Source organism: Staphylococcus sp. M0911 (assembly GCF_003491325.1).
Classification (GTDB): Bacteria; Bacillota; Bacilli; order Staphylococcales; family Staphylococcaceae; genus Staphylococcus; species Staphylococcus warneri_A.
On sequence record NZ_CP022881.1, the window covers coordinates 441,653 to 456,446 of the forward strand.

At 31.8% G+C, this 14,794-nt stretch carries 11 protein-coding genes; 9 read left to right on the forward strand and 2 right to left on the reverse strand.

What is annotated here, in order from left to right:
- The first annotated feature begins 93 nt into the window (after positions 1-93).
- The 6 genes from ssp1_RS02010 (at position 94) to galU (ending at position 7,114) form a co-directional block, all read left to right on the forward strand.
- Complete coding sequence (locus ssp1_RS02010) at positions 94-792, forward strand: GTP pyrophosphokinase (RefSeq protein ID WP_002450425.1); 699 nt, start codon at positions 94-96, stop codon at positions 790-792.
- Between the two features lie 156 nt (positions 793-948).
- Positions 949-1,821, forward strand: coding sequence for an alpha/beta fold hydrolase (locus ssp1_RS02015; RefSeq protein WP_075778251.1), 873 nt, complete (start codon positions 949-951; stop codon positions 1,819-1,821).
- A gap of 229 nt (positions 1,822-2,050) precedes the next feature.
- Complete coding sequence (locus tag ssp1_RS02020) at positions 2,051-2,731, forward strand: GntR family transcriptional regulator (RefSeq protein WP_002450423.1); 681 nt, start codon at positions 2,051-2,053, stop codon at positions 2,729-2,731.
- Positions 2,732-2,756: 25 nt separating this feature from the next.
- Entirely contained in the window at positions 2,757-4,295 is a 1,539-nt protein-coding gene (gene gntK, locus ssp1_RS02025; RefSeq protein ID WP_075778252.1) for a gluconokinase, read from the forward strand.
- Between the two features lie 122 nt (positions 4,296-4,417).
- Complete coding sequence (locus ssp1_RS02030) at positions 4,418-5,776, forward strand: gluconate:H+ symporter (RefSeq protein ID WP_075778253.1); 1,359 nt, start codon at positions 4,418-4,420, stop codon at positions 5,774-5,776.
- A gap of 471 nt (positions 5,777-6,247) precedes the next feature.
- A complete protein-coding gene (gene galU, locus ssp1_RS02035; protein ID WP_118828094.1) occupies positions 6,248-7,114 on the forward strand; it encodes a UTP--glucose-1-phosphate uridylyltransferase GalU in 867 nt (288 codons plus the stop codon).
- A gap of 47 nt (positions 7,115-7,161) precedes the next feature.
- Here galU and ssp1_RS02040 read toward each other — a convergent pair whose 3' ends face one another.
- Positions 7,162-7,614: a DUF5776 domain-containing protein gene (locus tag ssp1_RS02040; RefSeq protein ID WP_075778545.1), complete on the reverse strand. Its 453-nt coding sequence runs from the start codon at positions 7,612-7,614 to the stop codon at positions 7,162-7,164.
- 232 nt (positions 7,615-7,846) lie between these two features.
- A complete protein-coding gene (locus ssp1_RS02045; RefSeq protein ID WP_075778546.1) occupies positions 7,847-9,484 on the reverse strand; it encodes a phospho-sugar mutase in 1,638 nt (545 codons plus the stop codon).
- Positions 9,485-9,800: 316 nt separating this feature from the next.
- On the opposite strand from ssp1_RS02045, the gene ssp1_RS02050 reads away from it, so the two are divergent.
- The 3 genes from ssp1_RS02050 to ssp1_RS02060 all read left to right on the forward strand — a co-directional run bounded on the left by ssp1_RS02050 (position 9,801) and on the right by ssp1_RS02060 (position 14,696).
- Entirely contained in the window at positions 9,801-11,291 is a 1,491-nt protein-coding gene (locus ssp1_RS02050) for a glycosyltransferase (protein ID WP_118828095.1), read from the forward strand.
- Positions 11,292-11,436: 145 nt separating this feature from the next.
- Positions 11,437-11,829, forward strand: coding sequence for a (deoxy)nucleoside triphosphate pyrophosphohydrolase (locus tag ssp1_RS02055; RefSeq protein ID WP_002450416.1), 393 nt, complete (start codon positions 11,437-11,439; stop codon positions 11,827-11,829).
- 2 nt (positions 11,830-11,831) lie between these two features.
- Complete coding sequence (locus tag ssp1_RS02060) at positions 11,832-14,696, forward strand: DEAD/DEAH box helicase (RefSeq protein WP_118828096.1); 2,865 nt, start codon at positions 11,832-11,834, stop codon at positions 14,694-14,696.
- Positions 14,697-14,794: the final 98 nt, after the last annotated feature.

Below are 14,794 nucleotides of genomic sequence, written 5' to 3' on the forward strand. Positions count from 1 at the left end.
TATTGTTTACGACTAAAGTAGGGAATGCAATTGTTTCTTATTCTCATTGAACTTCGATATAATGAAGGGGATAAAAGAGATGGAGGAAATCATATGTATGTAGAGAGAAAACCATCATTATACCTTGAAGACTTGAGATACGAATTTAAAAATAGTTTAAGTGCTATTCAAAATGGTGATGAGGCATTTGATATTTTAGTAGGATTTGTTGAACTCGATCACATTTATTCATCCGCACTTAAAGAAATAAGTACTAAGTTAAGCATTTTAGATGATAATTTCAATCATAGATATAAACATAATCCCATACACCATATGGAACGACGTGTTAAAGAGATGGGGAGTTTAGTTAAGAAACTTAAACGGAAAGGTTTAGACATTAGTGCACAAAGTGCTAGAGATCACATTATGGATATCGCTGGTATTAGAGTGATATGTAATTATATGGATGATATTTATGTTATTGAAGAGATGTTATTAAAACAGGAAGACGTCAAATTAATTAAGCGCAAAGATTATATTGAACATCCTAAAGAAAATGGTTATCGCAGCTTACATATTGTGGTATCGATTCCAGTATTCTTAGCAGATTCTGTAGAAATTATTCCAGTAGAAATTCAAATTAGAACCATTGGTATGGACATGTGGGCGAGTCTAGAACATAAAATACGTTATAAAAATAATGCCAATACTGAAAAATATAAAGGACTATTAGAACAATGTGCAACAGAGATTACCGATGTAGAAAGTAAGATGCAACAGATTCATACCGAAATATCTAAGGATGATTAACGTCACCCTTAAAGAAAGGTGAATAAAGTAGTAGGTCGCCAATTTACTAAAACATGACGACTTACTACTTATTTTTATGTAAAAAGGATTTTAATTAAAGTAATATGATAAAATATTTAATATATATAATATGATTTTTAGAATTAGAGGGTTAAGATGAATAAGCAAAATTTTAAAACACAACTATACCAATTAAATAATTATGAAAATGAGCAAAGTGAAGTGATATATGCAGGTAATCCTAATTCCAAAGAGGTTATTGTCTTTATTCATGGTGCATTACTTACATATAAAATTATGACTATGTTTGAACCATACATGAGAGAATACAAACTGATATTTATCAACTGCCCTAGTAGAGGTAAGAGTTCTGAAATTGAAAGAGATAACCACACATTAGATGATTATTCAGAGCGCGTTTATGATGTATTAAGTCAAATAGTGACGGAACAACATTTGTCAGAAATAAAAGTAGTTGGTTACTCTATGGGTGGTATGATTGCTACACGTTTATTGAAATTTAATACACTGCCCATTTCTCATTTGATTTACCTAAACAGTGCTGCAAAAATCACACCAGATGGTAGTATGTTAGCACGCTTATTTACGTCAGATAGTAAGCGAGATATTTTAAAGGATGAAATTAATGCAGTGAAAAATTTACCACAATACATACTCGATAAAACCATTTTTGCGCAAAAAGAAAATGCGATTGAACTATTTCAATTCGTCGCACCAATCAAGACAATTATCACAGATATCTTGTATACGATTAATGCTGATTACCTACCAGATATTGAAGACATAGAAACATTTCCGAAAATACTATTCATGTCTGGTAAAGAGGATCAAATTATTCCATATACAGATTCATTAGCTACGTTAGAACAATTCAAAGCTTATGGTGGCACAACAAAAGAAATCGTATATGAAGGAATTGGCCATCTTGATTTTCCAAGTGTATTAGAAACAAAGTCAGACCAAGAATTAGGTGTTGTAGATCATATCAAACAATGGATTCAAGAATAATTACGTATGCTATTTGCAAAATGTATTCCCAATTGTCATGAAATCCATTATTGTATTGAAACACCAGCTCAATCTTCATAATTTAGTCCGCCTGTTAAAGCTTCGATTACTTAAATAATCGAGGCTTTTTTATGGTTTGAATAAAAGTAAGCGTTTGCAAAAATGTACGTCATGTATTAATATACTTGTATACAAGTATAGAACGACAAATGAAAGTGCGGTGTGAGCTATGACATATGGCTATCCAGAACAATGGAAGCGACATTTAACTACAGGTGAGGCGATAGCTGCAGAAATAAGATTAGGGATTATTAAAGGTGATATTCAAGCAGAAACGCTATTGACTGAAAATCAAATAGCTAAACAATTTAATGTTAGTCGGTCGCCTGTTAGAGATGCATTCAAGTTATTACAAACAGATCAACTCATTCATTTAGAACGAATGGGGGCGCAAGTCTTACCTTTTGGTGAACAAGAAAAAAGAGAACTATATGACTTACGTTTAATGTTAGAGTCGTTTGCCTTTTCTAGATTAAGATCTCAAGATACACAACCGATAGCTAAAGAAATGAAAAAGCAACTCGAAATGATGAAAGTAGCAGTACAATTTGAAGACGCTGAATCATTTACGAAACATGACTTTGAATTTCATGAAGCCATGATTTTAGCTTCAAACCACCAATACCTTAGAACATTTTGGAATCATTTGAAACCAGTAATGGAGTCACTCATTCTCCTATCGATGAGACGTAGAATGTCGGAAGATCCTAATGATTTTGAACGTATACATCGAAATCACAATGTCTTTGTAGATGCAGTTGAAAATAAAAATGCCGAGACGTTGAGACAAGCCTTTCATTTAAACTTTGATGATGTAGGTAAAGATATAGAAGGATTTTGGTTACGCTAATATTTTAGAAAGGAAGAGATAAGATATGAAATATATGATTGGTGTCGATATTGGTACCACAAGCACCAAATCAGTACTTTATGATGAAAATGGACAATTCATTATGAAACATAACATCGGTTATGAATTACATACACCAAATGTTGATGTGTCGGAAGAGAATCCAGATGAATTATTTGATGCAGTATTGATGACTGTCAAATATGTCATCAGAGAAGCAAATATTGCTAAGGAAGATATTAAATTAATCTCATTTAGTGCCCAAATGCATAGTTTAGTTGCGATGGATGAACAACATCAACGCTTAACAGAGAATATAACTTGGGCAGATAATCGAGCAAGTAAATATGCCGACCAAATTAATCAACAACATGATGGTTTTGAAATTTATAGAAGAACAGGTACACCCATTCATCCAATGTCACCATTATCGAAGATATTTTGGATGAAGCATGAACAACCAGATATATTCAATCGTACTGCCATGTTTGCAGATATTAAAACATATATTTTATATCAACTATATGAGACATATGTGATCGATCAATCCATGGCTTCAGCTACTGGTATGTTCAATCTCGAACAACTCGATTGGGATGACGACGTATTAAATTTATTAGGTATCACACGTCAGCAGCTACCAGAATTAGTGCCCACAACACATATTTTAAAAGGAATGAAAAAGCGCTACGCCACATTAATGGGTGTCGATGAGAATACGCCAGTAGTAATTGGCGCGAGTGATGGTGTGTTATCTAATCTGGGCGTGAATAGTTATCGTAAAGGTGAAGTCGCCGTTACTATTGGGACATCTGGTGCTATTAGAACCGTCATAGATAAACCAAGAACGGATGATAAAGGTCGTATCTTCTGTTATGCCCTTACAGATGAACACTACGTAATTGGTGGACCAGTTAATAATGGTGGCGTTATCTTAAGATGGCTTCGTGATGAGATATTAGCAAGTGAAGTCGAAACAGCCAAACGCTTAGGTGTTGATCCTTATGACGTATTAACTCAAATCGCCAGTCGCGTTAAACCAGGCGCAGATGGCTTAATCTTCCATCCTTATCTTGTTGGAGAACGCGCGCCATTATGGAATGCAGATGCACGTGGGTCATTCTTCGGCTTAACACTATCTCATAAGAAAGAACATATGATACGTGCTGCCTTAGAAGGCGTTTTATATAATCTTTACACAGTTTATCTAGCTTTGATAGAAGTGATGAATGAAACACCAAGTACAATCAAAGCAACAGGTGGATTTGCTAAAAGTGAAATTTGGCGCCAAATGATGGCAGATATCTTTGACACACATTTAAGTGTGCCAGAAAGCTATGAAAGTTCATGCCTAGGTGCATGTGTGTTAGGTATGAAAGCACTCGGTGAAATTGATGACTTCTCAGTAATTGAACAAATGGTAGGTACGACAAATGAACATCAACCTGATTCAGAAACCGTCGATATTTATCAACAACTTGTAAGTATCTTTATCAATATTAGTCGTTCTTTAATCGACACTTATAGTGAGATTGCCGCATTTCAACGACAGCATATGGATTGATTTATAACAGTGCGAGACACAGATAGCATTGCATAGTTAAGTTACAACGTCACTTTGCCACTTTCGAATTCGAGCAACTTTGTAAATAAGAACAGACACATTATAGGAAGAAGGGGAATGCCATGTTTACAGAAATTTGGCCATTAATTAGCGTTGTTTTAGGAATTGTAATTTTATTATGTTTAATTATCTTTTTAAAACTGAATACCTTTATCTCTCTAATCATTACATCTATAGTTACTGCTTTATTATTAGGTATGCCACTGGATAAAATTATGGAAACGATAGAAAAGGGTATGGGTGGTACGCTAGGACATATTGCACTTATCTTTGGACTAGGAGCGATATTAGGGAAGCCACTTTCTGATGGAGGTGGCGCAACACGCATTGCCGATACATTAATCGCCAAATTTGGCCAAAAACATGTACAGTGGGCGATGCTCGTTGCTGCATTTATCGTCGGTATCGCTTTATTCTTTGAAGTGGGATTAGTGTTATTAATTCCATTAGTATTCACAGTAGCCAAACGTGCGAATGTGTCTACACTTAAACTTGGATTACCAATGGTTACAGCATTATCAGTGACACATGGTTTCTTACCGCCACATCCTGGACCAGTAGTTATAGCTAAAGAATTAAAAGCGAATATTGGTCATGTACTCCTTTACGGTATTATTATTTCAATTCCTGTTACTTTAATCGCAGGTCCATTATTTAATAAAATCGCACAAAAAATCATTCCATCTGCATATGGTAGAGAGGGAGATATTTCAGCATTAGGTGCTCAAAAGGAATTTACTGAGGAAGAAATGCCAGGATTTGGGATTAGTATTTTAACAGCGATATTACCAGTCATCTTAATGCTCGTTTCAACATTAGTACAACTTATCACAGGACATGATTCACCTAAAAATGCATTTGAATCAATTATTTATTTAATTGGTAATGCTGGTACAGCTATGTTGATCGCAGTTATCTTTGCCATATTTACAATGGGCATATTAAGACATAGAAAAATGGACCATGTCATGGCATCAGTTACTCAAGCTATTTATCCCATAGGCATGATGTTATTAATCATTGGTGGTGGCGGTACATTCAAGCAAGTACTTATTGATGGTGGCGTAGGTGATACGATCGCCAAAATGTTCGAAGGTACACACATGTCACCAATTCTACTTGCATGGATTGTTGCTGCAGTACTCAGAATTGCACTAGGCTCTGCAACTGTAGCCGCCATATCTACGACAGGTATTGTGATGCCGTTACTGCAAGCTTCAGATGCCAATGTCGCACTTGTTGTGTTAGCAATAGGTGCAGGAAGTGTGATTTTATCTCATGTAAACGATGCAGGATTCTGGATGTTCAAAGAATATTTCGGATTAACAGTTAAAGAAACATTTTTAACATGGTCATTACTAGAAACAATCATTTCAGTATCAGGCATCATCTTTATCTTATTTATTAGTTTATTTGTATAACATTGAGGATGTAACTACCGGCTGGGAATAGTCGGTAGTTTTCTTTACACATTGTTGTGTAAATACCACTCGTAATGACTATTACATATATTGTTATGTTGTTTATCAAGCATATTCGAGCGAAAAAATAAACCCGTCTTACTGTGAATAAGACGAGTTTAAAAGCTGTTTGTGTAAAACATATGAATTGAGTTAACGCTCAAAATATGTTGCTTAGTTTTTCCACCTAGTGACTAGACGAATGGTTGCTAGGTGTATTTTTATGCTTCAATTATACTATTGCCATCGATTTGATTGCAATAAACAGAGAATGAAATAAAGGATATGATAAGTTTTGGTCAATTAAAATCAAACGTTAAAATAGTGTGATATTCATAATATAGGTATAACTAGGCACAATGTTTATTTAATGATAAGATAAGGTAAATATGATTAAGCTTCATACTTTAATTTAAAGGAGTAGTAGAGACTTTGAAACAAATAAAAAAAGCAATTATTCTAGCAGCTGGTTTGGGGACAAGATTTTTACCAGCAACGAAAGCAATGCCAAAAGAAATGTTACCGATCTTAGATAAACCAACAATTCAATATATTGTTGAAGAAGCATCAAGAGCGGGTATCGAAGATATCATTATCGTTACAGGTAAACATAAACGTGCGATTGAAGATCATTTCGATAACCAAAAAGAATTAGAAATGGTATTACAAGAAAAAGGGAAAAATGACCTATTAGAAAAGGTTCAATACTCAACAGATTTAGCTAACATCTTCTATGTTCGTCAAAAAGAACAAAAAGGTTTAGGTCATGCCATTCATACAGCACGTCAATTCATTGGAAATGAACCATTCGCTGTATTATTAGGTGATGACATTGTGGAATCAGAAACGCCAGCAATTAAACAATTGATGGATGTTTACGATGAAACAGGTAAATCCGTAATTGGTGTTCAAGAAGTAGCTGAAGAAGATACACACCGTTACGGTATTATCGATCCATTAGAAAAATCAGGTTTACGTTATGAAGTTAAGAAATTCGTAGAAAAGCCAAAACAAGGTACAGCACCATCTAATTTAGCGATTATGGGACGTTATGTACTAACACCTGAAATCTTTGATTATCTTGAAACACAAGAAGAAGGTGCAGGTAACGAAATTCAATTAACAGATGCGATTGAACGTATGAATGCCGAAAGCCAAGTATACGCATACGATTTCGAAGGTGATCGTTACGATGTTGGCGAAAAACTAGGCTTCGTTAAAACAACGATTGAATATGCATTAAAAGACGAAGATATGAAAGATGACTTAAAAGCATTTATTAAGCAATTAGACTTATAAAATCAAAAAGCACCAACCATAGCAATCTTATGGTTGGTGCTTTTGCGTTATTTTAAAACTTTAACGAAACTCTGATTAGCAGTGACGTAAAGTCCATCCGATGTTTTTAATCTAGGTGTTAACTTACTCGTAAATTCAATATCTATAATATCTAATTTTGTACCTAATTCTAATGATTTAATAGGATCTTTCTTAAATCCAACATCCTCATATAACTTACACTTTTTAACAATTTCAATCGCTTTAGGTGCATGAGTAATATAGCCTTGGATACTATCAAGGTTAATAGGTGCAACGAAGTCTTCATTAGCGGTAATATAATGACCATCTTTCGCTACCAATCTAGGCGTTCCTTTATCACTCTTGTCCATACTAGTTATTTCTATACATTGTCCTTTATTGATGACAGCTATGTCTTTAGTGAAATTGGCATCTTCATACTTTTTAATCTTTTTTAATACGACAATATGTTGAGGCGTTTCTGTAAGATATTGTTTCATGTTTGTCTAGTCATCTCCGTTTTTAATAAGAATAAAAATCTCATGAAAATATAAGTTGCGTTGGTAAGTTATTCTATTTGAGTAAAGCGCTTTCAAAATAACTTAATATTATTATACGTGAAGAAAGGTATAAAGTCATTATCAATTGAGGATATGTACAATAATGAGTTAACTCATTATTGTAATAATACTAAAAACAACTTCCCTAATTGGAAGGGAAGTTGTGGTATGTTTAATTAAATATTTCTTCATTAATTTGTTGTGCTACATCGTCGAAATGATTAATCGTTAATGACACATATAATTTAATTTTAGGTTCAGTACCAGATGGTCTTAGGGCAATAAAACCTTCTTTAAAATATATTTTAAGCACGTTTGCTTTAGGGAGCGTGATTGGTGTTGTTTCATTTGTTTGGAAATCAACTTTTTCTCCAGTTTCATAATCTTCAATAGCAAGAACGTCTAATCCATTAATTGTACGAGGTGGGTTGTTTCTATAGGATTTCATAATATCATCAATAATAGCTTTACCTTTAGCACCTTCGAACGTATGTGAGAACAATTGGTCATTATGACGTCCAACTTGTTGATAAATATCTTCTAAATCATCTTTTAACATTCGGCCTTCATTTTTAAGTTCAGATGCATACTTGATGATAAGTGGAACAATTTGAATGGCATCTTTATCTCTAACGAAAGGTCCTGCTAAGAAACCATAACTTTCTTCATAGCCTAATAAATAATTTTGGTCTTCAGGCATATTTCTGATTGCTTCAGCAATATATTTAAATCCTGTGAGCACTTCTTTATATGCAACACCATGATGACGTGCCACAGATTTAGCTAATTCACTACTAACAATGGATTGAATCATTAATCTATTGTTTAAATGTGATGTTGCTTTGATTTGATAATTTAATAAAAGGGCGCCAATTTGGTTACCATTATAATAATAGATATTGCCTTCTTGATCGCGTTCAGCAATGCCTAATCGGTCTGCATCAGGATCCGTACTGATTAATAAATCTGCATTGATTTGATTTGCAAGCGCGATAGATTGGTCAAATGCTTTGTGATCTTCTGGGTTAGCACTAGCGACAGAACTGAAATTAGGATCTGGTTTACATTGTGCTTCGACTAAATTAAATTGATCAAAGTTTAATTGAGATAATATTTCAGGGACTACAGGTACACTTGTGCCATGTAAACTTGTGAATACCACTTGTAAATCTGATTGCGGTATATCACCAACTAATGATTGAATTTCCTTAAAATAAGATGCTCTTACTTCATCTGGCACAGATAAAATCAATGATTGTTGTTCATTTGATAATTGAGGTAATTCAATAGTTAGTGGATCACCTAAAGCATTGATGTAATCACTTAACACATTAGAAGGCTCTGTAGATAGTTGTGCACCGTCTTCACCATAAACTTTAATACCATTATAGTCTTTAGGATTGTGACTTGCGGTAATCATGACACCAGCATGTGCTTCTAAAAATCTAACTGCATATGATAAGTCAGGTGTTGTACGATACGTATCTGATAAATAAACTTTGATATCGTGACTCGCTAAAATCGTCGCAATGATTTGAGCAAACTCAGGTGATAAATGTCTTGTATCATAGTGAATCACTGCTACAGGTGAGTCATGTTTTGATTGTAAAAATTGCGCTAAACCAAGCGCAACTTTTGAAACTGTGAATCGATTTAAACGGCCTTCACCAAGACCTAATTTACCTCTGATACCTGCTGTACCAAAAGCAAGCGTTGTTTCAAATCCTTCTTGTTGTTCCTCTGAAGATTGTTGATTATAAAAGTCTTTAACTAAACTGTCGTCAATGACATTAATCCAATTATCTTTCATAAATATAAATTCCCCTTTAAAAAATAATGATGCGACATATAAAATTGAATGCTTAATTTAAAATTAACTATACCATGTAACGGGTATAAAGGTAGTAATGTACGCATGTAAGTTATTCTTATTATATAGTACATTTATTGCAAGTTACATTAAAAAGATATAAAACCTTACTAGAAAATTTTAGACGATTAAATAAATAAAATTAATAGTTATTAGTAATAAAATGGTAAATAAATAATTTTGATTTACTAAATTGATATACATTTTTTAGATTGTTTCATATAATTAGCATAACTAATAAAAGTGGGGATTATTTATGATATATACAATTACGAGCACACTACCACCAGTACACGGTGGGAGAACCAAGGCATTATTAAAGCGTATTAAGTTTTTAGATGAAGAGATGAATATAGTTAATAAAATATACACTACCAACTATAACGCAAATTATAATGAAGTTTATGAAAAATTTTTACAAGATGACGTTGTAACGAAAAATACTGAATTTGAAAATTTATATGATTGGTTGTCTGGATTTAAATTATTGTCTATCCCAATGACTAAATTTAAGAAAAAGCCAGTTTATAAGGAAATGAATAAAGAAATCGAAGGTTTAGAAAAGAAGGAATTTAATAACGGTAATGTAATTCGTTATTATGATGGGGAAACATATGTCCTTTATAGAAAATACTATGAAGGCACAAATATGCTACAATTTGAAGATGTGATGACACCAGCATCAAAAAAAGGAATTGAACGTAGAGAATATAACACTTACGGTCAACTTCATAGAAAAGTATACTTCTCATCAAAAACATTCTTCAAAATTTTAGAAGAATATTACGATACTGAAGGACATATTTACTGTAAGAAATTTTTTGATTCAAGTGTAGATAAACGCATCGATTTTATACAAATATTTAAAGACGATAAATTCTTATGTGCATTTAAAACTGAAAAAGAATTGTTTGAATATTATTTTGAACATCGTTTTAATGATGGGGATATCGTTTTTAACGATGCTAGAGTATTAGACAAACCTATGTTAAATCAGAGTCACCAAACTAAAAATGTCCTTGTTTTCCATAATAGTCATTTAGATGGTGACAAAGTCAAAGGTTCATACAAAACAGCATTAGAGAATTCTAATAAAGTAGCGCAATATTTATTGCTTACTCAGAAACAAAAGAATGACATTCAAAGCTTATTTAATATTGATGATAGTAAAATTTCTGTTATTCCTCACTTTATTGAGCCTTATCCAGAAAATGGCAACGTTGAAAAATTAGACCGATTTGTATTTATTGGTAGATTAGGCACTCAAAAGCAAGTGGATCATTTAATTAAAGCATATCAACAATTTTTAACATTTGGTCATGAAACAAATTTAACTGTATTTGGCCCTGACGAAGCAAATCAAAAACAACTGATGTTAGATTTAATAGATGAATATGGCTTAGAAGACAAAGTTAAGATTTACGACTATACTAATAATCCATTAGATGAATTTAGAAAATCTAGAGCTTCATTATTAACTAGTAAATATGAAGGTTTCGGATTAACTGTAATGGAAAGTATTGAAGTAGGTTGTCCGGTCATTTCATATGATGTACGATATGGCCCAAGTGAAATCATTGAACATGGTGTTAATGGCTATTTAGTTGAACCAGATAATATCCAACAATTTGCAGAATACATGGATAAAATAGTAAAAACACCATTACAAAACGTTGCAACAAAAGCAGAACTCAAACAAGAAAATGCTGCAGGCAACTTTAAAAAGTTGTTTGATAAAGTAAAATAGCAAAATAAACTGGACAGATAAGAGATTCTGTCCAGTTTTTTATGATTAAATTTAGGATTGATCTTAAATTTTCATTAGATAAATTACTATATTCAATTTATTTGATAGAATGAATATATATAAACAAATTTAAAAGGTGATAGTTATGAAAAAAGTAATTAATGTAGTTGGCGCAGTAATATATTCAGATAACAAAATTTTATGTGCACAAAGAAGTGAAAATATGAGTCTCCCGCTATTATGGGAATTTCCTGGTGGGAAAATTGAAAAAGGAGAATCAGAAGAAGCAGCATTAATTAGAGAAATTAAAGAAGAAATGAAATGTGATATCTCAGTTAAAGAAAAACTGACAACTACAGAACATGAATATGATTTTGGTATTGTTAATTTAACAACTTTTAAATGTCATTTAAATCAACAATTACCTACTTTAACAGAACATAAAGAGATAAAGTGGTTACCAATTAATCAACTTGATTCAATAGAATGGGCTCCAGCAGATGTTCCAGCAGTTAAATTATTAATAGAAGGAGAATAGCTATGAATAGGCTAATCGAAGATTTTACACAATCGCTATATAAAGGATTTATTGATAAAGATGTATCACATCAGGGTAATTTTACGCCTAAGCTATTAATTAATAATAAAAAAGAAAATGTTTTATCAACTGTTGTACAAGAATTGCAAAAGTGTTCCTCTTTTAGTATATCAGTAGCTTTTATTACTGAAAGTGGATTAGCTAGTTTAAAATCTTATTTATATGATTTAAACCAAAAAGGAGTAAAAGGAAGAATACTTACTTCAAATTATTTAGGATTTAATAGTCCTAAAATGTATTATGAGCTACTTAAATTAGAAAATGTTGAGGTAAGATTGACAGATGTAGAAGGATTTCACGCTAAAGGTTATATCTTTGATCATGACAATTATTCTTCGATGATCATTGGTAGTTCAAATTTAACTTCCAATGCATTGAAAATTAACTATGAGCACAATATTCTGTTATCAACGCATAGAAATGGTGAATTAGTTCATAATGTGAAATCACAATTTAATGATCTGTGGGATAAAAGTATACCACTAACATCGAGTTGGGTTGAAGAATATCAAGAAACTTTTGAATATAAGTCAATAAAGAAAGTATTTGAAATACAAAAAGAACAATTGAAATCTACAGAAAAATTTAATAATGCTATAGATATTCAGCCTAATAAAATGCAAAAAGAAGCATTAAAATGTTTAGAGGCTCTTAGAAACGAAGGGAAAGAAAAAAGCTTAATTATTTCGGCTACAGGAACTGGTAAAACAATATTATGTGCCTTAGATGTTAGGTCATTTAATCCAAAGAGATTCTTGTTTATAGTACATAATGAAGGTATTTTAAACAGAGCTAAAGAAGAATTTAGAAAAGTAATGCCTCATATTGATGAAAAAGAATTTGGACTTTTAACTGGAAAATATAAAGATATCAATGCGAGGTATTTATTTGCTACTATTCAAACATTATCTAATAATGAGAATTTTAAAGAATTTGCAAAGGATCATTTTGATTATATTGTTTTTGATGAGGCACATAGATCAGCTGCAGCTAGTTATCAGAAAGTATTTAATTACTTCACACCTAAGTTTATGTTAGGTATGACAGCAACTCCAGAAAGAACAGATGATCTAAATATATTTGAATTATTTGATTATAATGTGGCTTTTGAAATTAGATTACAAGAGGCCTTAGAAAGTGAAATTTTATGTCCCTTCCATTATTTTGGTGTTACGGATTATTCACTTAACGGAGAAATAAATGAGGATGTTACTGATTTAAAGAACTTAACATCTGATGAAAGATTAAAGAACATTTTAGAAAAAACAGATTACTATGGTTATTCTGGAGAAGAATTAAAGGGTCTGATTTTTGTTAGTCGGAGAGATGAAGCATATGAGTTAGCAGAAAAACTAACCAATTGTGGAATCCCTTCTGTTGGATTGACTGGTAAAGATAATATCAATGTGCGAAGTACGACAATTGACCGCTTGAAAAATGGGGAAATCAATTATATTATAACGGTCGACCTATTTAATGAAGGTATTGATATACCGGAAGTGAATCAAGTTGTAATGTTACGACCTACAGAATCAAGCATCATTTTTATTCAACAACTAGGTAGAGGGTTAAGAAAGAGTGATAATAAGGACTATGTGACAGTAATTGATTTTATAGGAAACTATAAAACTAATTACTTAATACCAGTTGCTTTATCAGGTGATCAATCTCAAAATAAGGACAATTATAAAAGATTCTTAACAACTAATAGTGAACTGAATGGCGTTTCTACTATTAACTTTGAAGAAATAGCTAAAAAACGAATTTATGATTCATTAGATGCTGTTAAACTTAATCAACCAAAATTATTAAGGGAAGCATATGAAACGGTTAAGAAAAGAATAGGAAAACAACCTATGTTAATGGATTTCATAAGACAAAATTCAGTGGACCCTAGTGTTATTTTTTCTAAATACAAAAATTATCATGAATTTTTAACTAAAAATAAATATATTGAAGATACGTTAAGTGTTAATGAATTTAAGAACTTAACATTTTTATCTAGACAGTTAACACCAGGATTAAAAAAGGTGGATATTGATGTATTAGAAACTTTAGTCGAAGGCGAAACTTCAATTGATAATTTAATTGAAAGTATGAGATATCAAAATGATGATATAACTGAAAAAGATGTGATGACATCATTAAAAGTCTTAGATTTTACATTATTTAAAGCAACAATTGGAGATATTTATGGAAGCCCACTTATAACTATTAATGATAAAAACGTGGAGCTAACAAGTGATTTTTCTAGCGCCTTAAAGAAACCATTATTTGAGAAATACTTTTTAGATTTGATCGATCTATCTAAATACAATAATATGCGATATCAAGATAGTGGAAATAAAATGATTATTTACAACAAATATTCTAGAGAAGATTTCGTAAAATTATTAAATTGGGATAGTGATGAGTCAGCAACAATTAATGGATATAAAATGAAACATCAAACTTTACCTATATTTATAACTTATGACAAACACGAAGATATAAGTGATAATACAAAATATGAAGATGAATTTTTGAGTCAGGATGAATTGAAATGGTATACGCGTTCTCCAAGAAAGATTACCTCTCCTGAAGTACAAAATATACTGAAACATGCGGAAGATAATGTAACGATGTATATTTTTGTTAAGAAAAAAGATGATGATGGCAAGTATTTCTATTATTTAGGTACAGCAAATTATATTAAAGGTACAGAAGAAGAAGATATAATGCCAAATGGTAATTCCGTGGTAACCATGAAAATTTCTATGCATCAAGCAGTTAGAGACGATATTTATAGATATATAACTGAAAATTAATAGTTTTATCATTTCGAGTAAGATGAACGAATTGTTCATCTTACTTTTTTATTTTCCTAAATAATATTTATTTTATTATTCTCATTTGCTCAAATATC